The following is a 25,065-nucleotide window of genomic DNA, read 5'->3' as shown; positions in this document are numbered from 1 at the left end:
TTTTTCTGTACAAAATATTTTCTTAATAAAAGAGACCGTTCATTCTCAGTAAGAATGAACGGTCTCTTTTAATTTTTTTGTTTAAGATAAACTTTTTTCTACACTATAATTTATCAGCCACCTGACAAGCGAAAATGTTGTCAAAACAACAAATAAGATAAAGATTCCTTGTAAACCGGGCGTTAACTGCTCATTCGCAGCTATAATATGAATAAGCTGAAATTGTTTTAATAAGTACCATAAGATAAGTAAATTAATAATATGTGCTGTTATATACAGCCAAGGTTTATTATAAAAAAAGCGGATAAGATAAACTATATAACTGATTAAAAGGATGACAATAATTCCTATAGATGCTGATTCTGTCGCTTCAATCCTATATAGATGTTGCCCTTTTACATCTATATACATAAAAATAGTCCCTAGTTTTTGGTAGATCCAGTATACGATTACTAGTAATACAGTAAATAAGGCGCTTCCAATTTTACTTGGCTGCTTCTTTTTAAAGCCATTAAACCAAGGAAGAGAAGCATCGGGTTTATATTTAGTGACCAACAGAAGCAAAAGGGATATGAGGCCAAAATCAAAAATAAAGGCTACTGGTAAGTAAAACAATATCAACCATGAGCTTGAACTTTCCATGTTTATAAACGGCAATATGGCGGAATTGCTTCCTTTTATCAAAGCGATAATACAGACGCCAAAGTGGATTGAAAACAAAATGCCAGTATACTGCAATAAATGACTCTGAAATGATGGAGAGATGATTTTATGATTTCCAGTATATTTTTCCGCTGTGGCACGCGGTTCACCAAATGAAATAATCACTTTTTGTAAGGTTTCTTCATTGCTTTCCCCATAAAGATCTTCAGCCATTTCTGTCAAGTGATATCTAATTTCTTTTAAAATATCTTCTTTATCGTCTACTCCTGCCAAATACCTTTTGATCTCCATCAGATAATCTTCGAGAACCTTATACATATTCGTCTCCCTTCAGTACTTTCTGTAAAATTTCTTTTTGTTTTCCAAACATCTCCATTAACTGCCTGCGTGTTTGTTTTCCTTCTTCTGTTATAACATAGTATTTTTTGGGCTTAACACTGTCCACTTTCCAAGTACTTTCAATAAAGTTTTTGCTCTCCAATCTTCTTAGCAGCGGATAGAGGGTGCTTTCTTCAATGTGATATTCGAACTTAGCCAAATCCTTTACCATTAAGTACCCATAAGAGGGTTTCTCCAGCAAAATCAGCACGATTAGTTGGAGAAAGCCCCTATTCATTTCTTTTTCAGAACTCTTAGATTCCATGTTATTCACCTCTAGAAATACTATGTACTATACATTATAATATATCACACACTTTATTTTTTACAAGTTTTCCTTTGGAGAGTAAGTGTATTTTTGAACGAAATAGAATGACCTTTTATATAAATAATATTAGCTTCACATAAGATCTATATATACGAAAGCTTACATGATAAACTATATGTAGCAAGGCTTTATGAAAATCAACATTTAGACTTTATTTTCAAAATTTCAATACATAGAGATTTTTGACAACCTCTATAGTTACGAAGAATAGATACTAATGATTTCTACTTGTAAATTTGTAGATCAATATAAAGGATGCATGCCCTTTCTCTTATAGAAATAAGGGATAAAAAGACGAATCTACTCAGCTCCAATTTTATAGAAAACACAATTCTAAAATTTATTTCTCCCTCCATACCTTCCTTTTTTTAAAATCAAATTAACGCAAATGATATATTTAGCATTTGTCAAAGTTTTAAGAGACACAAAAATTCTTCTACTCATATCCTCTCTAGAGTTTATTCAGGTAGTAACTGATAAAAATATAACGACTTAGTAATGATTAGAAAACCCTACAATTAACTATTAAATTGTGATTGTTTAGCCGGAAAAACCCTGCGTCATACTTAGGGGAAAATTCACACTTAGGAGACAATACCCCGCCGATAAATGATATTCGAATAATCCCACCGTGCATATGACCACTTAACGTTAAATCAGCTCCTCACTCTGCGTATGTCTTAAAATAAATAGGATTATGTGTAAGGACAATATTAAAATCCGCTTGATTTGGTATCCCAAGTATTTTTTCCATTTGTTCGATATTAAATGTTATATCTTTTGTATATTCGTTTGAAGCATCATTATAATATCGCAAATTAAACCACATACCGTAAAGGTTTATCGATTCCCCGTCTTTTTTAATAGCTATTTTTTCATTATCTATCACGTTCACATTCATCTGTTCTAACTTATTAAGTAATGTTTGCAATTGTTCTACTTTTAAATTTTGCTCATGATTTCCAACGATAAAGTATGTATCAAATTCAGCAGCAATTGACTTTTCAAAAGTTAAAAACACATCGAAATTAGCGTCTTCTGTGCTGACCATATCTCCTGTCATCACAACGATATTTGGCTCTTGCTCTTCTATTTTACGTATCAGTTTTTCATTTTTGCAACCAAAATCCCGACTATGTAAATCCGAAATTTGAACAATTTTATATCGATCAAACGCTTTCGGGATTTTATTGCTAGCGATTTCATACTGTGAATTGGAAATGAAATTATTAAAGAAGAGGATGCTTCCCACTAGTATAATAGTTGCTATTAAAAATAGCTTTATTCGTCGCATAAAAGAACCTCCGCCACATTTATTGACATCAATTAGCTCAAATAAATATCTCTAATTCGTCCAAATTTTTTCACGAATATACTGAATATGAGCGCTATTAAACCGATTATAGATTTAAATAGAACTTGGGCAAATAATACTATTAATCTTGAAAAATGAAAAAAAGAGGCTAATGCTACTCTAGTACTCTCTAATTTTTATTTTCACAAGAAAACTTATAACTTTGGGTTAGTTTATTTGTAATTACTAATTCGTACTCTCCATCGTTCTTTAAACAACTTGAAGACAGCGATTCTATTTCTTTATTATTAAAATAACTTTTTACAGCAATTAATATTGCAGACACCAATAGCAAAGAAACAATAATTATTATTAATATATGAATATAATTTGCATTAACAATCTTCACATCAATCTCTCCTTTAAGTTACATTTAATAAAATTTTAACCAAAATAATAAAATTAAGGAAGTGGTTCCTTTGAAAACTAGATTATTATTTTTTTGTTTTATTAGTTTATTTTTCTTAAATGCTTGTGCCAGCAATGAAAATAAGGATGATTGGAGTTTAAAACTTCAAAATATTGATAACTACGTTATAGAAGATCATGATAAAAAAACAAAAATAGCAATACTAGACAGTGGAATAAACAAACAGTACATGACAACCAACGCTATAACAAAAAGCTATAACGTTATCACTAACCAAAATAAAACGAATGATGAATTCGATCATGGAACTAAAGTTGCTAGTATTATTATTGACGACAAAATAGGTATAAATACTAATGTAGAAATATTTGATATACAAGTGATTAATGAAAAAGGACAAACCACAGTAAAAAATGTTTGTGAAGGAATATCTAAAGCTATCGAATATAAAGCTGAAATAATCAATATGAGTCTAGGTTTTAATTCGAACAGTAAACAGCTACATAATTGTATAAACAAAGCTCTCAAAAAAAATATTATCTTAGTAGCTTCTAGCGGAGATACTATGAGTGATCAATCAGATTATCCAGCAGAATATAAAGATGTAATATCAGTATCTGCTATAGACGAAAAGAAGGAACTATTTGCATTCTCCTCTACAGGAAAAATAGATTTCCTTGCTCCTGGGGTAAATATTACAACAAAAAACACTAAGGGAGATTATATAACAAATGAAGGTTCGTCACTTGCTTCGGCAAATTTCACAGGTGTTCTATCCATTTATTTGAATAAAAATATGGATAGAAAAGAAATTTTTTCAAAGAAAAATATTGAAAACGTTAAAATTAGTAGTAAAATAGGTAATATGTTGATATTTAACAAATAATAAAAAAAGAGGTGTTGTAAAATGAAAAAATCATTCGGTAAACTATTGCCGTTGTTAATAATGGTGCTATTATTTAGTACATTCTTTTCTCCTATTACAAAGGCCAATGAACTATCAACAAAAGAAGATGCAATTAACAACTCAACTTACTATTCTATTAAGACTCATGAAATTGTCTTAAATGAAAAGCAAGCTTTAGATCTAAATCCCAATATAGAGCAAGCTGAATTGGATATGGTTAAACAAGCTATAGAAAAGTTAAGTGATGCAGAAATTGATACACTTTTAATAAACAACGGATATGATTTAGACGAGATAAAAATCGATACAGACTTCGGACACGCAAATATTGCTTGGTTTGTACCAATTATAATTGGTATTATTCTAGTTGTTGGTGCTATTTTCTTCTCTACTCTTTACTTTAGTCATGAAGAAAAAATGAGCTTAATTAACCAGTGCTATGCGAACAATGGTTATCCAGTAATTGATTCAAGAGATGAGGCAGGAGTAAACGGAACAACTGATAGTGGTTCTGCAAACCAAGCCGGTGGATATAAATTTGAATGCAAACAAAGGTAAGAGGGGCTTCCCCCTTACCTTTTTTATTGTTATAAAATTCTTCAACTCATATGTCATCATATTAAGTTCACCATTTGGACAATTGGATTTGTAGGTGGATCTGGGGCAGTAATTATAGGTTTGGGAAGCAGAAAAATGAATGGTACCATGGCTAGAAGTGTTTTAAAAGACTCTACAATGGGATCTGCTGGTATTGGTGCAATGGCGAAAGCACTCCCTCTTATACCGTAAAGTACCAAGTATTTGAATCGGAAACTGTATCTCAGATATTTTGAATTGAGGTGACTAACTTGGAAAAAGTAAGTTCAATGGAAACATTCGGATGGAGCTTGATTGGACTAGGTATATACTTCCTCTTCAAAGAAATAAATCTATTCCATTCATTAATAATAATTATAGGATTATTATTAATTTTTTTTAGCCATTCAAAAAAAGTAAAAAAAAAATCTAATTAATTATAGATTTTGATACAATGGTTATAAAACTATTTGTAATCATTATTAAAACTAAATTATTTTTAGCCATTGAACATCAATATTAAATTGAAGTTTTTTGGTAATCCAACATATCCCCACTGCCATCATACTTCTTATTCCTTTTTTCATTTATGTAAAATCTACCCTTGCACCCTAAAACGGAACCGATTACAAATAAGCAGTATAATCTTTTCTTGATTCGTATATATATAGTAAAAAAGTGTTCTAGAGGAATTTTAGAGTGCCGTTATGAATACTAAAAAGAGAGTTGGTCAAATGGCATATACACTACAAGAAAATCTTCCAGTAAAATGCTCTATTTCTCCTTTTATTTCTAAAGGCTTCATTTCCTTTTCTATGTATTCTCCTAAGAATTGTTTAATTTTTTCGCAATCTTCTTTTACGATCTGAAGCTTTTTTAAAAGAAGCTTTTTATATTCTATTTCTTCTAAAACCTCTTGTTCTTTCTCTTCTAATAATGATTTTATTCCCTCTATACTCTTACTTTTCCTTAATTCCTGGATTTTTTTTATTTCAATATCCATTTCTCTATAGAAATTTACTGTGGTTATATCATATATATCAAAACGATTATATTTTCTATACCCATTCTCAATGTTTTACTTAGGCTTTACTAATTCCTTTTCTTCATAAAATTTCAAGGTATCTCTAGATACACCTAAAAATTTAGCTACTTGTCCAATTGTGTACATTATACTCTCCTTTATCATTGCTACATATTCTTTATGATATTTCATATTATCAGTAAAAGTAAATAACTAACAAAATTAGAAAGTAAATAAAAAAGTCGCCCCTATAACATAGGAAAGCGACTTTTCTTTTTTAATTAAACTTTTCAATAACACAATGTTTTCCATAACTTCTTCAACAATCTGACACAATTGTTGAACGACTCTTCCATTAATCTGCCCCATTAGTGCAGTAACAGAGTGTAGATAGATTCGGTACATCTTTTTTATAAACGGTAAGACTTTATATAAAAACTACAATTTTATGTAACTTTGTAATAAAGTTTGATTAAATAAACGATATTGACCTTGATATGAGAACAAATCTAAATAGCATATTTAGAAAAAAGTTTGATCAAAACATGTTCTTATTTTAATGTGGCAGATTAACCTCTTTATAAAAAAGTTTGATTATTTTTGAAATCCTTATTGAACTAAAGCCTCCGTTAGTTGAAGGATTTTCTATTTCGAATTTATGTAATAAACCAGATTATCAGTCCATTCACCAAATTCAAAAATAAATCCTTTTCTTGTACACTCAAACTCCATTCCAACACTCTCTGCTAAATTATAAGAAGGTGTGTTATCAACGTTTATATGAGCCTCAATTCGGTGGAAATTTAAGTCTTTAAAGGCCATAATAAGGGCTTCTTTTACTGCCTCTTTACCATAACCTTTTTTCCAATATTGATTATGGATTGTGTAACCTATCCTGCCCCATTGAAAGTCATTTCTCTCTAAGGTGGAGAAATCTATCATTCCAATATGTGTACCGTCTTCTTTCCTAAAGACACCAAAAACATATACCATATCATTCAGCGCTAATTCTTGATGTTTTTCCACTAAGTTGGTAAACCATTCCTCTGTACATTCACTCATATCTATCTTCCCTTGATCATAGCGGTGTTGAGATGGGAGTCTATTTTCAAATTCACTAAGCCAATTTTTAAAATCATCTACTTTTAATGGTCTTAATACTAATCTTTCTGTTTCTGAAATACAGTCAAATTTATTCAAATAAAACACCTTTTCAAATTATTTTTTTCAAAGACAAAAAAGTTAAATAGCTGTTGTTCAAAATAAGTGGCTTTACTACCATCTTGAAGTGTATATTCTTTACCGTTGAAGCCCAATTTATTTTTTAATGAATGTATATCAATTTTATAAATACTTTCACTTAAATCTTTATTAACAAACATGATTTCCAGGGAATCATTCTTATTATAATTCTTATCTTCATAAAATCTCCCGAATTCATGTATGAAAGAAGTAGAAGGCATAATTTTGGGTAACTTTACATTACATTTAAAATGATTTTTAAATTCCTTAACTGACTCTTTCACGGATTTATATCCAACTTGAGTGAATTTTTCCTCAAAAAAGGAGGAGTATCGTTCGTATTTGCATTTACTGGGCATCTTTTTTAGTTAGTCTTGTTCAAGTAAAGCCCCCGTTAGTTTAAGTGCAATCATTCACATACTAAAGGGATAGTTAGTCGAATCGTTGAATTAACCTTAGAATTGATTCCAGTCTCTTTTTAACAAAGAAAAAGAGTAGTGGTCATAATACTTACCTCTAAATAAATGCTTATCTCTGTAAATCCCTTCATTCTTAAATCCTAGCTTTTCTAATAATTTTATAGAATTGATATTTTCCAAAGCTACAAATGCGTTAATTCTATTCAGTGCCATATTATTAAAACCACTTTCGATAGCAATTATCAATCCCTCTTTCATATATCCCTGTCCCCAATATTCGTGCCATAAATCATAGCCTATCTCCGCTATATGGTTCATTCTATCCCAAGAATCATATCCACACGTTCCAATTTGTTGCTGATTATTTTTTTCGACTAATATCCACCGATTAAATCCTTTTTCTTCAGGATTTGAATTCCATTCAACAAACTCTGTAGCTTCATTTCTAGTCGTAAACCATTCTTCATCATATAAAAATTCACATACTTTTTCGTTGCTGAAGTGTCGATAAATAAAGTCAATATCCTCATTTCCCACATTCCGCAAAATCAGTCTGTCAGTTTCTAAATTAGGGAATTTACTATGTACAGTCAATTTAAGCACTCCTTATGATAACTAAATTAGGAACGTTTATTCTTAGATGAACAACGTTAAATCTTTACCTCTTTAAATATTTCGACAGTCTTTAAAATATACCTTCTTATTGAACTATCCTGCTTCGTTAGTTCAATAAAGAAAATAAGAGCTGCATATGCAACTCAATGATCTTCAAGTAAAGACCCCGTTAGTGGAATAAGTAAGTTTTTTAAATTTCACTCAGATAATCAAGTAACTGAAAAAAGAATTAAAACAATTATCCAACTCAATACGGTAATACCTAAAAAAGATTTTTTAATTTTATTTCTTGTATCTTTAGTAAAACCATTTAAGTATTGACGAACTCCTAAACCAATTGACCAAGCAACAATAATGATTAAAGCCAAAATAATTATAAACCTTGCATTAGGAAATACATCGCTTAATGTATTCACAATTAAACCGTTCAACCCAAAATATAAAAGTAAAATAAGTGCTATACCATAACTACTTAAAAACCATATGCTATTTTTATTCCTAGTCATCTCGTCTCTCCTTTTGACTATAATAACATCACATTCTTCAACTATCCTGCTGCGTTAGTTTAAGTACATTACTTCACAAACGTAACATAAATCCCAAATTTGTTAACAATCACTGCAATTACTTGAACTCCACATATAGACTAGCAAGGTATATACAAAACGTGTTTTAAAAGAATAAGGTGAAACATTTCAAATCCTATTACAGCGTAGTTTTTAACCCTTTTTCCACATATCAAAAAGGTTCTTTTCACTTAAAAGGTGAAAATAAAAAAGCGAGAGTTCCTTAGTCTAATAAGGATTTCTCGCTTTTTTATTGTTTTCTATGAATAAAGTGGGATATATAAATTCAAGTGCTGTATATTTTACTTATTTACTGCCTTTATTTAGATGAACCGGACATATAGGCTTAAAGTAACTTGGATAAACTCGATAATAAAGGTAGAAAGAAAAGGACAGTTAATATGCAAAATAGAATGGTTCTTTCCTTTCGAGCAATAAATGATATTCCAGTAAGTATTATAAATACATTCCTTACAACGTCTATCACACTATTATTAACAATAAAATTAATTAAAAAGCATGTTATAAAAGTGTAGAATGAAAATATTTTTAATTTATAAAAAAATCGCTGGTAACCAGTTTCCTTGATTTCCCAACTCCCTAAATAACGCTTCCCATCTTTTATTGGTTTGCTATTTAAATTTATCTTGTCGAACTGTATATATGCTGGCTGTATATAGGGTGCTGTACCGTTAAGTGATTGGTAACCCCAATAAAATGGTTTTTCGTTAATTTCAAACGGAGATAATGGTTTTAGATTTGCTTCTTCAATTTCCTGGTCGGTTATATTTTTGTAAGGGGGATTAAGCATAATTTCAACATCTTTAGAGAATACAACTCTTTGTGACTCTGTATTTCCGAAATACTCCTCCCAAGCTAGTGTTCGAATATTACTAAATAAAAACTGCAACTTTTTATACCTTTGCATATATGCCATACTGCAATCTACAGGAACCCACCCTATTTCTTCAACAAAAAATTCATTCCAAACATGCGCTTGAAGCTTTCCATTTGCCCAGCTTCCTACCAATGTTCTGCAAGGTATCCCAATTGATCGACATAGAGAAGAAAATAAAAATGAGTACTCACCACAGTCCCCTTTTTTTGATTGTAAGAAGGATTTTGCTCCCCTACTTTTCGGGGGATAATTGTATTTGAAATTTTCTACCAAGTAGTAGAATAATAGCTTGGCTTTATCCATTGAAGTAGTTGCATCAGCAGTTATACTTTCACCTAAACGAATTATTTCTGGATCAATCTGAACAAGAACCCCGGTTCTTAAATAATATTTTTTTTCCTCTTGCGAAATTTCCCTTTGCTCGTCTTTTTTATAAACGTCCTCTGAATAATGAATTTTTAAATGTTCATTTTCTTTCAAAGTAAAATAAGAAATCATACTTTTACCAGCATCTATTGAAGTTTTTTCGGGTTTGAGGGTTAGAGAGGGATTAGTTTTATCAATTGGTAATGATACCCAAAGGTTAGTAAGTCCTTTGTTTGAATTATGATAAGTATATTGAATATCGACTTTATTATTCATAATAAGCTCCTTTTTGAATCTTTATAGTATTTGTCATTATGGGAACACAAAAAGATTAAGTCTCTCTCGGGACGGTCCTATATCAGCGGAAAATATTCAGGGATTTGGTGTTCTTTTTAGCTTTTATTGTATATAGAAGGTCTCCACTCTGTGGATGTCAGTCTATTTCACAAATCTAGTAAATTCACAACCTTTCATTATAAAAATAAACTAATATTTAAACCCTAAATTGCCAAACAAATTAAGCGAAGTCCATCCACTGTGTCTCGTGAATTGAAACGTCATTTTAATTGCTTAGTAGAAGTTGCACAAAAGCGCTATAAAGTTAATAAATCGAACTGTGGTGCCAAGTCAAAATGTACCCCTGAATTAAAAGACGCTGTTCAAGAAAAGCTGCGGGCTACTTGGCCACCTGAACAGATTGTCGGACGATTATTTCAAGGTAAACTTAGCTTTAAAACCATTTATCGCTGGATTTATGAAGGGTTACTTGAAGTTCCTCTCACGACGTTACGACAAAAAGGAAAACGTCAAAAACCAAGGGAAACCCGTGGTCGATTTAACGTTGGTACCCCGATTTCAAAGCGCCCAAAAGAAGTTCGTAAGCGAAAAAAATTTGGTCACTGGGAACTCGATACCGTAGCTTCTAGCCGTGGTAAGAGTAAAGGGTGTTTTACAACATTTATCGAACGGATGACCCGTTGGTACGTAGCCATTCCAATGCCAGACCACTCTGCTCAGTCGATGTAAGAAGCAACAAAAGCACTATACCATGCTCTACCAAAAGACAGCTTTCAGACAGCGATGACTGATCGAGGCAAAGAATTTAGTTGTTATACAAACTTGGAAAAAGACTTGAATATCCAAGTTTATTTCGCTGATCCATACTCTTCTTGGCAGCGTGGTAGTAATGAAAATGCAAATGGTTTACTACGTGAATTCTCCCCTAAGCGAACAGACCTAGCTGAGGTAAGCATGGATGAATTAAAAGAAGCGTTATATTTAATCAATAATCGCCCAAGAAAATGCTTGGGTTGGAAATCTGCACACGAAGCGTTCATGGAGCAAGTGTTGCACTTAATTTGACAAAGTAACAGATTGAAATAGTGTTTCTCTATATTTAAGTGCAACATATAAAGAACATATTGCTTGTACAAGTGTTTTAAAATCAAAAACGAGAACAAAAAGATAATAAGACTATACTAAAATTTCTTTTTCGCTTTAAATTTTGGGTTGGCTACAAAAAGATATTATTTTCTTCTTTACTAGGCAAAGGGCAATGTTTATTTTTCATTATTTTCCTTCTGTGTTTAGCTATAAATTTATAAACAGAGTTTCTGATAAACTTTGGAATAATTTTCACTATTACCAAAGGAAGAAATAATCGATTAGCTGATATTAAAATATTAATTACAGCGTCAGAATAAATATATTTTTTGTTGTTTTCGAAAAAAATCATACTATCTATAGACTTATCGATATTGTCTTTGGACCATTGACTATCAAAGTTTGTTATTTTAATGGTGGGATTCTTATTGATTTTAACAATGAATCTAATAAAACGACTACACATATTACATTGACCGTCATATATAAGTATGCTCACTATATGTTCACCTCCTTAGCAAACTCGTTAAGTTAAAAAATCCGAACAGTGGTCATTTTTTAAATCCCGTTTAATTTAAAGTTGATTATCATAAATATAATGGTAATGACGAAGAAGGCAATTGATATTGTCCAGGCAAAACCTTTAGAGTAATTCGCGACTTTTTGAAGACCAATAGTGGTAATAATAACCTCCCAAACTTTAAAAATTTCCATGTTGTTTAAAAAAACGCCAAAGGTTCCTTTAGAAACAATGAGAGATTCTAGGCTAGTGAAGAGTGTATTAGGTTCACTCTCAATTAGCAGGCCAATAATCCCGTTAACAATTGAACTTAAAGTTGGAATAATCAATATGTAAGTATTCATTGAAAATAAATGTCTAAAAGATACCTCTAAATGAGCGATTTTTGCAATGACCCAATAAATAAAACTGAAAATTAGTACAGTGAAAATCGGAAAGAATAGCCCCCCAATAATAATACCAATTATAGTAAATACCTTAGATTCTCTCACCTCCCCTACCGTGAGAAATTCTAGTGATTCTACATCAATACCAATCGAGGTCAACCATGTACCAATAATAGATAACAAGGTTATAATTGCCAATGCAGACCAAATCTTAGGACTTGCTGTAATCCGTTCAAATTGTTCAGTCGGTCTTGTAATCATTCCTAACAATGAAGGATTTTTCATTCGAATTTCTTCCGACATTCATTATCACCTTTTTTCATATTTAGGTAATTCTCAATAAAAGAACATACCTTCTGTATATCCCGTAAAAAACAGGCATTACTAGTTATTAGCTATTTTCATATATAATGAATTGATCTGATACTTGTATTTATCCTTTAGCCCTCCGAAACCGTTCCCTCGTCTTTGCTTGACCTTTTTTTAGAAAACTTAATATTTTTAATTTTACTCCTAATGAAACTAAATGCTTTTATATAATCTTTGTTACTAATCAATAGTAAATCAATTACAATCATAGTGATTGAAAACGTGAAAAGACCCATTACAATCCCAATACCAATATGCATCCCTACAACTAATATCAGTGAAAAGTACTTTGTTCTTTTGTTAAATAGTAAAAACGGGAAAGATATTTGAACAATTACTGTTCCGTAAGTTACCAATGCAATTATTAAATCGGATGAGTTAATGATATTTCTAAAGAATGGAAGTGAATACTCTTCGACTTGAAGAGTATAATAAACGGCTGTACCATTCTGCCAAACCTCCCCCATAACTTTGTACAATGCTGAATTCAAATACATAATACATAATTGCATAACGGCAGCTAATATCGCTAGATTATGAAGAGAACTTGATACAAAAGAAGTCTTTACTTCTCTATCTGTAATCTGCCGTCGATAACTATCTACTGAAAAAAATCGAGTAGTTTGGGCAAAAATCAGGTAAAAAAGAATTATTCTCATGACATTGTCTCCGCCATCCAATATCAGATGATTTCGTTCATGAATAGAAAAAACTAAAATAAAATTCACAATACTTGTAAAACGACCTTTAAAACCAATTGTATATAAAAATGCAAATATTAAGCCTAGATGAAATATAATTTCAAAAAATAATGGAGAAGCACTCAAACCATAAAGTGAAAATGAATTGTAATCTATCATGGTGGATTGAAATAATTCAAAATCAATAACTCCATTAGGTCCCCATAAATATCCTCTTTGCGCGTAGTGAATACCATAAAAATACAAAAGTAATAGTCCAAATCCAATTCTAGTTAAACTAGCACCAATGGTAATGTAGGGCTTCGACAATAGTTGAATAAATTGGTTCATTTCTCTCATCTCCTCTACTTTAGAATTACGGAGTCAATACTTTCACGTATTTTTCCCAGTCAAATGTTGTATACGTTTTTTTAGATTCAACATTTGGATCTCTCTTTTTAGAAAATGGAATAGCTTCTTCTACGAGTACACGCACCCTAACTCTCTCAACATCTTCTTCATTAAACAGTTTTACGACATAAGAACTAGCATAGCGATATAAAATATCTATACCATATTGTTGAAATTCTTCATTCCCTCTTTTTTTCTCTATTGACTTTAGTTTATCTTCCGGCACTTTTTCTTTTAATTTTTCTACTGTTTCATCTACTCGGAGTGTTTGTAAAAAAGAAGATGGACCTAATCTAACCATCCTATTATTAGGAGATATACGATTTTTTTGATTTTCCTTATATAACGTAGTAGACAAATCAAACCAATCAGAATGACTTCCATCCTTATTCTCGACTTGTAAATAGATATAAAAATCATTCGATAAGGGATCAGGCGCGAAAAGTTGCCAATTTTGCTCGAATAAAGGTTGCATGTAGCTATTAATCAATATACCTCCTTTAGCCTTTACAGGATTAAGGGGAAGAACATAAATAGCTGTCATAATAAAGTGGAAACAAAAAGCAGTAATTAAAAATAATGCAAAAAGTTTTTTTCCCATTTTTTACCCACCCTATGTAAATAGTTTTTAAAAAAAGTGCCTATAATGAAATCATATAGGCACTTTTTTTATGGTTTACCTATCAAATACAACACTAACTTCTTCGTAATCTAATGCTTCGTCAACCGAAAAATTGCCAGTGATTTTACCAAATGCCCAAGCCCCAGCTGCTGCTCCAAATCCAGCTCCAGCTGCTCCAGCAACAACTTTCGCTCCTACAACAACTAAAGGAATCCATTGCGGTTTGACTTCATTGTTTACAGTAAGACCTTCAAATGCATTGTTACCTCCCACTGCAACCGGTGTTGAAGCCGATGCCGACACCGCCGTAAATGCACCGACGACTAATGCCAAACTCATAATTAGTGCGATCATTTTTTTACCCATTTTACCCACCTCCCATTGTAATAAATTTTTAATAACAGAACACAGCGTTCTATTAGCAGGAAGAGTTTGGAATCTCTTCATGATTTTGGTATATCATGACGATTTCAAATTTGTATTTTAAATTTTCTACATTTTCCGACTATTATGACTATAGTTATGTTGTTATTGTTCCCTTTACTATCTATGTTTAGAGAACAATTTATATAATAAATTTCCATACGTATATTGAAATAATTTACTAAAAACCTTGATTCCTAGTAAATAGATATCTTGCAATTAATTTGGGGCATTATGTCGAAATGTTCTTGGAACTCATTCTGAATACCTATATATCCCAAACTATTCATAGAGAAGATTCTTATCCAAAAATAAACCACGAAATGAAAAGGATTTTGGAATCCGAGCTCATTTCGTGGTTTTACTTTTCAATTTTCACATTGATTTCGGCAGATGAAGCGGATTTAAAAGGGGGGTAAAACGGTGCAACTTTTTTACAAACGGTATAACTTTATTTTAATATGGTGCATACTGATTTGAAATATCCAAAACGAATTGAATGGTATGAAAGAGTTTATTTATTCAAGTTGTAACGATAATCTAATTATATTTAGATTTACTTATATCCATCACATCCGTATAATGATAAAGATATATATAAACGGTATCGACCAATCATAAATAGACTCTATCTAATTTGATAGAGTCATTTAACTATTTGCAACAAAAATGCTATTAATTGATACGGGAATACATTATAGAACTAGCGCATATATTATTTATCAGAACGGGAATATGTATTTTATATAATTCAACAAAAAATATAGGTTTAATAAAAGCGCAAAAGGATGTTAATACACAGCCTTTTGCGCTTTTATTTTTGTAACTGCAGCCTTTTGAATAACTCTTCCTCAACAGCTGTTTTCAAAGCCTGTTTCGCATAATTCAAATGAAGATCTTCCCCTGCAGTGCGAATTTGAATATCACTAAAATATTCACTTGTACGATGCCATCCTATTACTTGAATTCCCCTTCGTTTTAAAAGGTGTTTTGATTTATAATAATCATTTTTTAAATCCTTTAACAACACATCCACCAATACTAAATAGATATTTTTCATTTTTAACTTTTCTAAATGAGGATGATCTTTTTGCAAAGATTGAATTGCTAACTCATATATCAAATATTGATGTAATTGATTCCGTTCTTCTATTGAAATCATACTTCCTCCAGCAAACATATATCACATATAGAAGATAGCTGAATACGTTTAATTACATCTAATTGGCCATTAAGAAGACATTCATTATGTTACTTATCAACTTCTTGTATCAAACCCTCAGTTATAACTATTTCTCCATTAGCCCAAGTAGTTATTTGTACTGGTTTATTTTCATTAAGCGCTTGCGAGATCGTTAATTGAAAGTCTTCAAGTTGCCATTCGTCTAGTTTCGGGCGCTTAATAAAACTTTGCTCTTTTTTCCATTCTTTTATCATGGTCAAATGTTCCGGCAACATTAAACTAACCCGAAATGCCATCAAGAGAATTTTTGTATATCATCATATATCAACTCCTAAATTTTTTTAAAATTTTAGGCAGATGATATATATCAAAAGTAAAGTAACAAAATTGCGACCTCCAAACACTTCTTGGGATACTATAAGATATTCGACCCAAATTCTAAAAATCCTTTTTATTTGTACTTTTTGTTCAACCACAATTTATTAGTTATCTAACGTAGATTATATCTTTCAAATCAAAGACCTTATCACTAATACCTAAACGCTGAGCAGGCGTAATTTCCTTCCCATCTGCTGATTTATAAGTTTCGCAAAAGTTATAGAATGTTCTTAGAATGGTTAATACGTATTGAGCATACTTCGGATTGAAGTTGGCATAAATATAACTTTTCCCATCGCCTCTTGCAGTCATTAACGGTCTTTCAAGAATAGACAGCCTTCTAAGAATTTGTTGAATAAAACTATTCGTGGCATTGTCATTCACATTCATTACCATTTTCGCAATATCCTTTGGTCCAAGGGAAGAAATATCAGTTGTGCAATCTACTCTATAAAACCCTTTATCGCTTGATGCTAAGGGATGTATAATTGGATTTTTAGCCCAAACATTATAAGATTGTTTTGGTGTTTTGATTTCGGTATGAAATTTATGCGTTTCAAAAAGTTCCTTTAACGAAAAGTATGCCAACTTTCGCAAATTCTTTGTTTCATATCCGAATGGATAAAAATAGATATCTATATGTGAATACTGCTTTATCAATGAACTAGATAGAATAATAAAGTTAAATAGGCATCCCATAATAATTCGATTCGAAGTCTGTAAAACTACTTTGCCTGTTCAACTAAACTGCGCCTTTAGTTGAATATGAAAAAAGAGCCGTCTGAACAGCTCAACGATCTTCTACTAATGCCCCCGTTAGTTGAATAAGAGTTAATTTACTTCTAAAACGAAGGCATAAAAAGCATCACCATTAGAAACGTTTTTTTCCTTTTCTTTCATCCACCAGAATTCATAAGAATAATAATAAATTCCTTTTTGTGTAGGTGCGGTAAATTGATTATCTTTAACCGCAATATCGGCTGTTAAGCTCTCGATTATTTTTCACCACTTGCTACTTTTTTCTGTTTTTTATTATCAGGAATTTTCAACAATAGACTACAAGAAAAAATAATCGACATTACACCAGTAATAGTACGCATTACAAAGGTATCATTAGGAAAGCCAAATAAAATATACCCTAAACAATATATATATGATGTAACTATAATCGATTTTAATAATGTTTTTTTCATGGAATACTCCCTCTTCAAACTGCACTTTTTCACACTACAAATATCGAAATACTTTTTTTATTATACAGAGAAATCAAAAAATATAGTATGAAAATCCTATTTCATACCATCTTTTTAACGACTTTATTGTAAATTAAACATCTTTATTTGTAATCAACAATTTTATGTAGGATAGGAATAACGTTTGATCAAAACAGATGGGTTGGAAATTTAAGTGGGTTAGATTTTTATAAAAAATTTTGATTAAAATTATTTGAACCGAACCCCGAATGTGAGGGTGCTCCCTCTCCTGCAGCCAATCTTTTTCCCTTCACTCTTAAATTAAGTCTTTATCATATTCCAATAGAGAAGTACGGATTTTTTTCTACTCCTCCTTCTCCAAAGTTCTCACTTTCGGCTCTTGCTCACTCCAATAGCCTCTTATTCAAACACAAGTCTTATTTGAATTAAAAATTTTTTCAATCTTTATTATTAATTATCGAACTTTGTTATAAATGATAATCTTTTTTACAAAGCTACAGTTTACGAGACGTTTGAATTAATGAATGAGTAAGTCTATTGTGATCTTTCTAACTTCGAGTTTTGGTGAGATCCAAAAAAATACATAGAATGATAAAAAAGTCCTTTTAATTGGGACACGAACTAGTTATAATGTTTTAGTTCCCAAGTAAATGGGGTGCATAGTTAATAATTTAGATTGGTTAAAATCAATGTGAGTAACCCATGATGTAGAAATGTTAGACGGAGGGCGTTATTGTTATAGAAGATAGACATGAAAGGAGTTTGTTGGCATGAAAGAAACATCAGGAAGTACGATAAAGTGGGTTCCTTTCTTCATTACCATTGCAATTGGTATTATTATTTGGTTTATACCGGCACCTGCTGGAGTAGAAGAAAGTGCATGGCATTTATTTGCTGTGTTTGTTGCGACAATTGTCGGTTTTATTTCAAAACCATTACCTATGGGAGCTATTTCAATTATTGCTATGGCAGTGATCGCGGTGACTAATACGCTAACAATTGAAGAAACACTAAGTGGGTTTGGTAATTCGACGATTTGGCTTATCGTTATTGCGTTCTTTATTTCGCGTGGATTTATTAAGACAGGGTTAGGTGAGCGTATAGCTTATGTATTTGTTCGGTTATTTGGAAAGAAAACGTTAAGCTTGTCGTATTCTTTATTGATAAGCGATTTAATTTTGGCGCCTGCTATTCCGAGTAATACGGCACGTGCAGGTGGTGTGATTTTCCCTATTATCCACTCCTTATCACGTACATTTGGTTCTAAACCAGAAGATGGTACAGAACGTAAAATGGGAGCCTTTCTTTTGACGGTAGGATTTCAAGGGAACTTGATTACATCTGCTATGTTTATGACAGCTATGGCAGCCAATCCTTTAATTGTTAAGCTAGCTAGTGATACGGCTGGTGTGACAATAACGTGGTTTGGGTGGGCAACTGCTATGATTGTTCCAGGATTAGTAGCATTGATTGTTGTTCCATTTATTATCTATAAGATTTTCCCTCCAGAGATTAAACAAACTCCAGAAGCAAGTCGAATTGCAAAAGAGAAATTAGATGAGTTTGGGCCATTAAAAAGCTCTGAGAAACGCATGATTGCAGTGTTTATTGTTGTTTTAGGACTTTGGATTGGTGGGGATTCTTTAGGCATTGGTGCCACAACAGCTGCTTTAATAGGGCTTTCCTTACTTTTATTATTAGAAGTGCTAACATGGTCAGATATTAAAACTGAACAAGGAGCCTGGGATACGCTTGTTTGGTTTGCGACGCTCTTTATGATGGCCTCTTACATGAACAAGCTTGGACTGATTCCGTGGTTTAGTACAGAGGTCAGTTCGTTTGTGTCTGGCTATAACTGGATGTTTGCGGTATTGATATTAGCACTTGTCTATTTCTATTCACACTATTTCTTTGCAAGTTCTACAGCACATATTAGTGCCATGTATGCCGCATTTCTATCTGTTATGCTTCAAGCGGGAGCACCAGCCATGCTTGCGGTGATCCTATTAGCAGCATTCAGTAATTTATTTGGTGCCACAACTCATTACGGTTCTGGTCCTGCTCCTGTATTCTTTGGCGCAGGTTATATTGAACAGAAAAAATGGTGGACGGTAGGCTTTATTGTCTCTATCGTTACGATTCTCATTTTTGTTATAATCGGTGGCTTATGGTGGAAGATACTTGGCTATTGGTAAGATAGGATTGAGCACGGCTACACAAGGACTTTATGGAAGTTATATACTAAATTTTTTAAAAAAGAGTCCATTTTGAACAATCTCATTTCAAAATGGACTCTTTTTATATACCCTAATTTAGAAGTTTATACAGAACTTTTCATCAAACTTTATTTCAAAACTATGTCCTCTGTGTGAATATACAAATCCACATTTTCCTAGACCTAAAAATAACCAAATAAACACCTAATCAATTACCATTTTCCACCAGGATTCAAGGTGTTTACGGACCCTTTATATACTACAAGCAGTCCTTAACATATTAACCTTAAGAGTAAAAACTAATATTATTTGCTATGTATGTAAAAATCCCTCGTTAAAACTTCAACCCCTGTTTAATTTGTATATACTTTTCTAACGTTAATTCTTTTTGTTTTTCTTGATATAAAAAGGGGCAATCCCTCAGCCAATTTTCCATGGCTTTTGGGACAGCCCCTCTAATCCTTTAACTGATAGAAAACCTGTTCAATTTTGCCTCAGTACCAAGCATGACAGTGTTAAGCTCATTCCCTCGGCTATCTTGTCCCCTTCTGAAATAGAGACTGCGTAAAAAATTCTTGCTGTTCACTCGAGCAATCACCTGACTGCGACTCCTCGGCAAATTGCAGCATTGCGCTAAGCCGCTAATCCAATCAGCGATTTCTTGATGTGGAAGTAACTCTTTGTCAATTATCGTATCCACGATGTTGACCAACCGCTCATCATCCTCATCGCTAAAAATATGTCTACCATTATGAAGCATGCCAGAGATAGTGACAAGAACCTCACGCAGCATTGCGACGCTGCTCTCCTCGCACTGCACCAGCTCGACAAAAACATCCGCACCGTGAGACGCGCTGTGAGCCCAGCCTCCTACTGAAAGGTAACCTCGCAGATCCTTCTCCTCTTTATAATAACGGAGCATTGCATACATTAATTGCTCAATTTCCGCTTGATTGAAAAATGGATTCTGTCTGTGGCGTTGCACAATCAAAGCGATAGGCAAGGCAGAGAACGTCCTTGTAAAAACTGACTGATCATCCTCGCTGCCAATATTATAGAACAAATGGTTCTCATCAGTCAGAACAGTTAAGAGGCTACGCAACTCCTCTCCACTGAACCTATTCTCTTCCTTAATCCACATATAAAACATCGGATAAATCAGGTTATCCCGTAATTCTGGCTGAGGATCGCCAATATATTGAAGTAACAAAGGTAAGAAATCTTGATGCTGCTCACCTTCGCGTAACTGATACTCATCCTTCTCAATTCTTTGCAAATCCAGCATCAATTTGGTCCTTGTATCGCTCATTTCCCCATCCCTCTCATCATTCGTTCACTCGCCTCTCCAAGATCATGAGTCAGCGGAAATTCTGCTTATTCCTATTCCCATTCCTTGGATGCAATAAATTCAGACATCAATTTCATTGCACCGTCGGAATTTATCAGGGTTAATACCGGTCCCTCGACCTTGTTTAATCCACTGTTCAATCTCAGATGTTCTTTTTCTTTTCGACATAAAAACACCCCTTTTGATAATCATATCTAAAGGGGTAAAACAGTGCAACTTTTTTACAAATCCACAAAATATTGTTGGTTTGAAATAAAGTTTGATTTAATAAACGTTATCAACTGTTGGTATAGAATAAAGTTTGATTAAATTGAAACAAATAACCTTGATAAAGGATCCTAGAAAAGGGCATGTTTTATAAAAAAGACTGATTTAAACATGCTATTAATACTCCCAATTGACTCATTCTTTTGTAAAAAAGTTTGATCATTCCTGTGAACCTTATTCAATAAAAGTGACCTATTCTTCCATAAAAATGCCCCCTTAGTAAAGTTATTTTAGCTCTCATAGTGCTCCTAAGAAGTTTTCGGAATATAAATTTTCAGCAATGGCATGGAAAATATATATCCGTAACTACATTTTGGGTTTAATATTGAATAAGTATAAATAATATACAAATTTAAAATAAACTTCTGAAGTTTAAAAGAAATCGAGGGTGTTGAATTGAACAGATGGATGCATTTTTCATTCATTGGTATTGGCATAATTATTTTTGCTTTAGTTTCAATTTTGTTGGTTCGCCATATTATACAAAGGAAAGTTCTTAAAAAAAGTAACGAATTAATAGATAATAGCGGTGTAAGTGACTTGGTAGAATTAAATATAAACGGGACAAAACAATATATTTTCATTGAAGGAAAAGATAAACAAGAACCAATTATTTTATTTCTTCATGGCGGTCCAGGTCAGCCGCTCCCATTTGGGGTATGTTCAAGAGGTGTTTATCCGAAAATAACTGACAATTTTATAGCTGTTTATTATGATCAGCGGGGTGCCGGCAAGAGTTATCAAAGTGATATTCCTTTAGATAGTATGAATATCAATCAATTTGTAGAAGATACAAATGAAATTGTGGATTATTTGAGGGAACGGTTCAATCAAGACAAGATCTATTTAGCATGCATGTCCTGGGGTTCTATTATTGGAATGAAATATGTTGATCGCTATCCAGAAAAAATCGATACGTATTTTGGTATTTCTCAATTTGTTAGCAACGCTAAAACCCAAAAATTATCAACGAAATGGTTAATCGAGATAGCTGAAGATAAAGAGATGAAAGAAGATATTGCTTCATTTGGCAATCCCCCTTATTCAATAGAAAATGAAGAGAAATATAGCAAGTATATCAGCAAATATGGTGGAGATAATTATAGCGATGAAACGACTTCCAAAGTCAATATCCTTAGTTACCTAAAACCTATGTTATTCAGTCCCGATTATACTTTGGAAGATATCTACAAAGTCGTTTATAGTGGCGCAAAGTTTAGTTTGTTTAAATCAAAAGTATTACAAAAAGAGATACAACATGAAGTTGACTTGCAAGAAGAAGTGAAAATAGTAAAAGTTCCTGTTTATTTGTTCCAAGGCATGCACGACAAATTAACCAATTATGATTTAACAGAGGAATTCTTTAATGAATTGAAAGTTCATGGGGAAAAGGAATTTATCCCACTTGAAAAATCTGCACATTACCCAAATAAAGAAGATTTTAAGATATTCGTAGATAAGATGATAGAAGTCTCTAAATAAACTAATCTCCATTTAAAACCCTTCCTGCTTAAACAAAGGAAGGGTTTACTCTTTAACTTCACTAATATAGAGATTTTTCTAATCTACTTCTTCATTAATTGGATTCGGTACAATATCTGTATTCTTATGAAAAATACTATTTTCCCAACTTGCTCCTTTTCGTATGCCTGCTATTCGTAAACAAGTAAACCTGTTGTATAGTGCAAAAAAGTTGGAAATACAACTCCTTATAAATTGCGTATTCAGGAGTTATGAGATATTGAATAAATAAAAATAAAGTTGGAAACGAATATGCATATACCGTAATGTTTTTATTATACATATTCACTAAAGGTTTCCTATATATATGTCCGCATCGAGATGTAGATTTTTGCTTTTCTAAGCATGTACACTTTCGCTCAAAATGTGCTTCTCTATTCATATGTATGAATAATTATAAACAATAAGCCTGTATCTATGATTACTTGGTAATCTAAGAGACAGAACAGGTTTTGTATTTCAGTTATAATTGTATGGATGCTTTTTTATGGAATATTTATAAAAATCAATTAAATTTTAAACACCGATTATATGAGAATTTTTGTTAAAATAAATATTTTTTTAAAATTGAACCTATTATGATTTGATAATCGTCTAATAGCAGAATTTGAAGTAGGTTGAAAGGGAGGGTAGTAGATTGGACAGAGAAAAAAAAGATCTCATATTAGAAAAAATGATGATTGAATATGGTAATGAGCTGGTACGATTGGCATTTTCTTATGTGAAAGATACAGAGATTGCTAAGGATATGGTTCAAAATACGTTTATCAAATGCTACAAGAACCTTGATTCGTTTCGATTTGACGCACAAATAAAAACTTGGCTCTATCGTATAACAATTAACGAATGTAAAGATTATTTAAAAAGTTGGAATTATAAAATGGTACAGGTAAAAAGTTTTATAAATGAAACAGCAAAGTCAATATTACCATCAACAGAAAAAACAGTTATCGATAAATACAATAATGAAGAAATAAGAGATACTATCTCTTCTCTTCCAAAAGTGTATCGGGAAGTGGTTTATCTATACTACTATGATTCATTAAAGACAGAGGAAATTGCCGAAGTTTTGGATATTCCAGTTAATACAGTGAAAACTAGATTAAGAAGAGCAAAACAAAGATTAGAGTCGATGATAAAGGAGGCAGAACTTAATGGAAGATAAACGATTAAGAGATAAATTTTATAATATGTCTGAACAAGAACTAAGATTTACGAAAGAAGACCGTAATGAAGTATTTGAACAAATTCATAAACTGGAGAAGAATAGTACACAAATGAAGTCTCTTGTTTCTTCTTCAAAAAAATTCGCTCCACTTACAGTTTCTCTATTAATGGTAAGCTTGTGTATATTTTTGTTTATTCCATCGATTTTCCCTGGAAACGTTAATAAAGAATATAACAGAAGTGATGTAAGCGGAACAGTATTACAAGAAGACGAGATTTTCACCACTCTATTTACGGTGAAAGATGAGAATAATAGAATACCTATTAACCTTTTAATTACTTATAGTAAAGATAAAAAGATAGTTAAGGTTCTGTCTATCCCTCGTGATACTTATGCTCCGATATTGGATAAGAATAATGGGACTACTTCATATGATAAATTGACATTTGCTTACGGTTCGGGAGGAGCTGAAAATGTAAAAACAACAGTTTCTAAGCTATTTGGTTTAACAATTGATTATTATGCTGTTATGGATATAGAAACCCTTTCAAAGGTGATTGATTCAGTGAATGGAATAGATTACGACTTGCAAGAAGATATTCGAGTAAGAGCTATATCTAGAGAGGCATTTGAATTCAAAAAGGGGAAGAATCGTTTGAATGGAGAAGAGGTTGTGGCGTTAATGATGGCTGCTACTGAGGGAAGAATATTAGGTGAAGAAAACCTATTAAACCTCATTAGTGCTGTTATTAATAAAACAAAAAACGAAATCCCACAAACACAATTAAAAGAACTTACTACTAAAATAGAATCCAATACATCAAATGATCATTTGTTAGAGAATAAAATGGAAATTAATTCTATAAAACCGTTATCTTTAAGTGATGGAATGAAAGCGGAAAATATAGGTGGTAGTTACTATATTAAATTTGAGAAAGATTTTTTAAATTCTATTTCAGAAGAGTTAACCACATTTAACTAAATAGAAATTGGAATATTTAAGGGTTTTTCATTTAAATACTTATGGTTGGAATAATAACTAAGAGAAGATAAAGGCGTGTTAATGAAATGTAGATTAACACACTTTTTAACACTTGATGTAAAAACTGATGGGGTGACTGTAACTGAAATTAAAGAGTGATATTCAACTCCCATGAAAATAAAATCTCTGGTACTAAAAAAGTCCAAACATGTTGGTTTAGAATAAAGTTTGATTAAAAATCACTCTAAGCTCTTGATTTTACTGCATATAAAAAGCTATTGTTTTGAA

At 32.0% G+C, this 25,065-nt stretch carries 24 protein-coding genes and 3 pseudogenes; 7 read left to right on the top strand and 20 right to left on the bottom strand.

The features are described 5' to 3' along the window. Positions 1-81: 81 nt before the first annotated feature. The 4 genes from JFL43_RS20740 to JFL43_RS20725 all read right to left on the bottom strand — a co-directional run bounded on the left by JFL43_RS20740 (position 82) and on the right by JFL43_RS20725 (position 3,072). On the bottom strand, positions 82-954 hold the full coding sequence (locus JFL43_RS20740) for a hypothetical protein (RefSeq protein WP_407702008.1): 873 nt from the start codon (positions 952-954) through the stop codon (positions 82-84). A gap of 19 nt (positions 955-973) precedes the next feature. Next, a complete protein-coding gene (locus tag JFL43_RS20735; RefSeq protein WP_200750512.1) occupies positions 974-1,306 on the bottom strand; it encodes a PadR family transcriptional regulator in 333 nt (110 codons plus the stop codon). Positions 1,307-2,033: 727 nt separating this feature from the next. Then, a complete protein-coding gene (locus JFL43_RS20730) occupies positions 2,034-2,663 on the bottom strand; it encodes a metallophosphoesterase (protein WP_200750511.1) in 630 nt (209 codons plus the stop codon). Positions 2,664-2,853: 190 nt separating this feature from the next. Continuing rightward, positions 2,854-3,072, bottom strand: coding sequence for a hypothetical protein (locus tag JFL43_RS20725; protein WP_200750510.1), 219 nt, complete (start codon positions 3,070-3,072; stop codon positions 2,854-2,856). 70 nt (positions 3,073-3,142) lie between these two features. Between JFL43_RS20725 and JFL43_RS20720 the strand changes: the two genes are divergently transcribed. Next, complete coding sequence (locus JFL43_RS20720) at positions 3,143-3,979, top strand: S8 family serine peptidase (RefSeq protein WP_200750509.1); 837 nt, start codon at positions 3,143-3,145, stop codon at positions 3,977-3,979. A gap of 21 nt (positions 3,980-4,000) precedes the next feature. Beyond that, entirely contained in the window at positions 4,001-4,558 is a 558-nt protein-coding gene (locus tag JFL43_RS20715) for a hypothetical protein (RefSeq protein ID WP_200750508.1), read from the top strand. Positions 4,559-5,339: 781 nt separating this feature from the next. Here JFL43_RS20715 and JFL43_RS20710 read toward each other — a convergent pair. From JFL43_RS20710 to JFL43_RS20685, 6 genes and pseudogenes are all read right to left on the bottom strand, one after another. Continuing rightward, positions 5,340-5,747, bottom strand: a pseudogene (locus JFL43_RS20710) (MerR family transcriptional regulator); the annotation flags it as partial. Positions 5,748-6,245: 498 nt separating this feature from the next. After that, positions 6,246-6,800 carry a GNAT family N-acetyltransferase gene (locus tag JFL43_RS20705; RefSeq protein WP_200750507.1) on the bottom strand — a complete coding sequence of 185 codons (555 nt, stop codon included), beginning with the start codon at positions 6,798-6,800 and terminating at the stop codon, positions 6,246-6,248. After that, positions 6,797-7,126, bottom strand: coding sequence for a hypothetical protein (locus tag JFL43_RS20700; RefSeq protein WP_200750506.1), 330 nt, complete (start codon positions 7,124-7,126; stop codon positions 6,797-6,799). Before JFL43_RS20700 ends, JFL43_RS20705 begins: the two co-directional genes overlap by 4 nt. A gap of 171 nt (positions 7,127-7,297) precedes the next feature. Further along, complete coding sequence (locus JFL43_RS20695; protein WP_200750505.1) at positions 7,298-7,855, bottom strand: GNAT family N-acetyltransferase; 558 nt, start codon at positions 7,853-7,855, stop codon at positions 7,298-7,300. A gap of 230 nt (positions 7,856-8,085) precedes the next feature. Beyond that, positions 8,086-8,382 (bottom strand): hypothetical protein, encoded by a 297-nt coding sequence (locus JFL43_RS20690; RefSeq protein WP_200750504.1) that lies wholly within the window; start codon positions 8,380-8,382, stop codon positions 8,086-8,088. A gap of 406 nt (positions 8,383-8,788) precedes the next feature. Continuing rightward, complete coding sequence (locus JFL43_RS20685) at positions 8,789-9,982, bottom strand: transglutaminase-like domain-containing protein (protein ID WP_200750503.1); 1,194 nt, start codon at positions 9,980-9,982, stop codon at positions 8,789-8,791. Positions 9,983-10,210: 228 nt separating this feature from the next. On the opposite strand from JFL43_RS20685, the pseudogene JFL43_RS20680 reads away from it, so the two are divergent. After that, positions 10,211-11,068 (top strand): annotated as a pseudogene (locus JFL43_RS20680) (IS30 family transposase); the annotation flags it as partial. A gap of 151 nt (positions 11,069-11,219) precedes the next feature. Here JFL43_RS20680 and JFL43_RS20675 read toward each other — a convergent pair. The 9 genes and pseudogenes from JFL43_RS20675 to JFL43_RS20635 form a co-directional block, all read right to left on the bottom strand. Next, a complete protein-coding gene (locus JFL43_RS20675; RefSeq protein ID WP_200750502.1) occupies positions 11,220-11,588 on the bottom strand; it encodes a thiol-disulfide oxidoreductase DCC family protein in 369 nt (122 codons plus the stop codon). A gap of 59 nt (positions 11,589-11,647) precedes the next feature. Continuing rightward, positions 11,648-12,298 (bottom strand): YIP1 family protein, encoded by a 651-nt coding sequence (locus JFL43_RS20670; protein WP_200750501.1) that lies wholly within the window; start codon positions 12,296-12,298, stop codon positions 11,648-11,650. Between the two features lie 137 nt (positions 12,299-12,435). After that, the gene (locus JFL43_RS20665; RefSeq protein ID WP_200750500.1) at positions 12,436-13,395 is read right to left on the bottom strand and encodes an HTTM domain-containing protein; all 960 of its coding nucleotides are present in this window, start codon (positions 13,393-13,395) and stop codon (positions 12,436-12,438) included. A 25-nt stretch (positions 13,396-13,420) separates the two neighbouring features. Next, complete coding sequence (locus tag JFL43_RS20660; protein ID WP_200750499.1) at positions 13,421-14,056, bottom strand: DUF5819 family protein; 636 nt, start codon at positions 14,054-14,056, stop codon at positions 13,421-13,423. A gap of 75 nt (positions 14,057-14,131) precedes the next feature. Further along, on the bottom strand, positions 14,132-14,443 hold the full coding sequence (locus JFL43_RS20655; protein WP_200750498.1) for a hypothetical protein: 312 nt from the start codon (positions 14,441-14,443) through the stop codon (positions 14,132-14,134). Positions 14,444-15,314: 871 nt separating this feature from the next. Continuing rightward, the gene (locus JFL43_RS20650) at positions 15,315-15,662 is read right to left on the bottom strand and encodes an aconitate hydratase (RefSeq protein ID WP_200750497.1); all 348 of its coding nucleotides are present in this window, start codon (positions 15,660-15,662) and stop codon (positions 15,315-15,317) included. An 89-nt stretch (positions 15,663-15,751) separates the two neighbouring features. Then, the gene (locus JFL43_RS20645) at positions 15,752-15,958 is read right to left on the bottom strand and encodes a YolD-like family protein (RefSeq protein WP_267907831.1); all 207 of its coding nucleotides are present in this window, start codon (positions 15,956-15,958) and stop codon (positions 15,752-15,754) included. A 211-nt stretch (positions 15,959-16,169) separates the two neighbouring features. Continuing rightward, positions 16,170-16,676 (bottom strand): annotated as a pseudogene (locus JFL43_RS20640) (insertion element protein); the annotation flags it as partial. A gap of 380 nt (positions 16,677-17,056) precedes the next feature. Then, entirely contained in the window at positions 17,057-17,254 is a 198-nt protein-coding gene (locus tag JFL43_RS20635; RefSeq protein ID WP_200750494.1) for a hypothetical protein, read from the bottom strand. Between the two features lie 791 nt (positions 17,255-18,045). Between JFL43_RS20635 and JFL43_RS20630 the strand changes: the two genes are divergently transcribed. Next, the gene (locus tag JFL43_RS20630; protein WP_200750493.1) at positions 18,046-19,470 is read left to right on the top strand and encodes an anion permease; all 1,425 of its coding nucleotides are present in this window, start codon (positions 18,046-18,048) and stop codon (positions 19,468-19,470) included. 484 nt (positions 19,471-19,954) lie between these two features. Here the strand turns inward: JFL43_RS20630 and JFL43_RS20625 are convergent, their stop codons facing one another. After that, on the bottom strand, positions 19,955-20,800 hold the full coding sequence (locus JFL43_RS20625; RefSeq protein ID WP_200750492.1) for a DUF2785 domain-containing protein: 846 nt from the start codon (positions 20,798-20,800) through the stop codon (positions 19,955-19,957). A gap of 702 nt (positions 20,801-21,502) precedes the next feature. On the opposite strand from JFL43_RS20625, the gene JFL43_RS20620 reads away from it, so the two are divergent. From JFL43_RS20620 to JFL43_RS20610, 3 genes are all read left to right on the top strand, one after another. Further along, entirely contained in the window at positions 21,503-22,588 is a 1,086-nt protein-coding gene (locus JFL43_RS20620) for an alpha/beta hydrolase (protein WP_200750491.1), read from the top strand. A gap of 676 nt (positions 22,589-23,264) precedes the next feature. After that, positions 23,265-23,792, top strand: coding sequence for a sigma-70 family RNA polymerase sigma factor (locus JFL43_RS20615; protein ID WP_200750490.1), 528 nt, complete (start codon positions 23,265-23,267; stop codon positions 23,790-23,792). After that, positions 23,782-24,777 carry an LCP family protein gene (locus JFL43_RS20610; RefSeq protein WP_200750489.1) on the top strand — a complete coding sequence of 332 codons (996 nt, stop codon included), beginning with the start codon at positions 23,782-23,784 and terminating at the stop codon, positions 24,775-24,777. The genes JFL43_RS20615 and JFL43_RS20610 overlap by 11 nt, the downstream gene beginning before the upstream one ends. The last annotated feature ends 288 nt before the right edge of the window (positions 24,778-25,065 follow it).

Origin of the sequence: Viridibacillus soli, from assembly GCF_016612995.1 — a bacterium.
In the GTDB taxonomy this organism is placed as follows: domain Bacteria; phylum Bacillota; class Bacilli; order Bacillales_A; family Planococcaceae; genus Viridibacillus; species Viridibacillus soli.
Note: the sequence above shows the minus strand (reverse complement) of the source record. Positions and strands in the feature narration are given on the sequence as shown.

Bases quoted from the DNA above. Each gene is read 5' to 3' on its own strand.
- JFL43_RS20740 (WP_407702008.1), bottom strand. From the start codon at position 954: ATGGAGATCAAAAGGTATTTGGCAGGAGTAGACGATAAAGAAGATATT.
- JFL43_RS20735 (WP_200750512.1), bottom strand. From the start codon at position 1,306: ATGGAATCTAAGAGTTCTGAAAAAGAAATGAATAGGGGCTTTCTCCAA.
- JFL43_RS20730 (WP_200750511.1), bottom strand. From the start codon at position 2,663: ATGCGACGAATAAAGCTATTTTTAATAGCAACTATTATACTAGTGGGA.
- JFL43_RS20715 (WP_200750508.1), top strand. From the start codon at position 4,001: ATGAAAAAATCATTCGGTAAACTATTGCCGTTGTTAATAATGGTGCTA.
- JFL43_RS20690 (WP_200750504.1), bottom strand. From the start codon at position 8,382: ATGACTAGGAATAAAAATAGCATATGGTTTTTAAGTAGTTATGGTATA.
- JFL43_RS20685 (WP_200750503.1), bottom strand. From the start codon at position 9,982: ATGAATAATAAAGTCGATATTCAATATACTTATCATAATTCAAACAAA.
- JFL43_RS20670 (WP_200750501.1), bottom strand. From the start codon at position 12,298: ATGTCGGAAGAAATTCGAATGAAAAATCCTTCATTGTTAGGAATGATT.
- JFL43_RS20665 (WP_200750500.1), bottom strand. From the start codon at position 13,395: ATGAACCAATTTATTCAACTATTGTCGAAGCCCTACATTACCATTGGT.
- JFL43_RS20660 (WP_200750499.1), bottom strand. From the start codon at position 14,056: ATGGGAAAAAAACTTTTTGCATTATTTTTAATTACTGCTTTTTGTTTC.
- JFL43_RS20655 (WP_200750498.1), bottom strand. From the start codon at position 14,443: ATGGGTAAAAAAATGATCGCACTAATTATGAGTTTGGCATTAGTCGTC.
- JFL43_RS20650 (WP_200750497.1), bottom strand. From the start codon at position 15,662: ATGATTTCAATAGAAGAACGGAATCAATTACATCAATATTTGATATAT.
- JFL43_RS20645 (WP_267907831.1), bottom strand. From the start codon at position 15,958: ATGTTGCCGGAACATTTGACCATGATAAAAGAATGGAAAAAAGAGCAA.
- JFL43_RS20635 (WP_200750494.1), bottom strand. From the start codon at position 17,254: ATGAAAAAAACATTATTAAAATCGATTATAGTTACATCATATATATAT.
- JFL43_RS20630 (WP_200750493.1), top strand. From the start codon at position 18,046: ATGAAAGAAACATCAGGAAGTACGATAAAGTGGGTTCCTTTCTTCATT.
- JFL43_RS20625 (WP_200750492.1), bottom strand. From the start codon at position 20,800: ATGAGCGATACAAGGACCAAATTGATGCTGGATTTGCAAAGAATTGAG.
- JFL43_RS20610 (WP_200750489.1), top strand. From the start codon at position 23,782: ATGGAAGATAAACGATTAAGAGATAAATTTTATAATATGTCTGAACAA.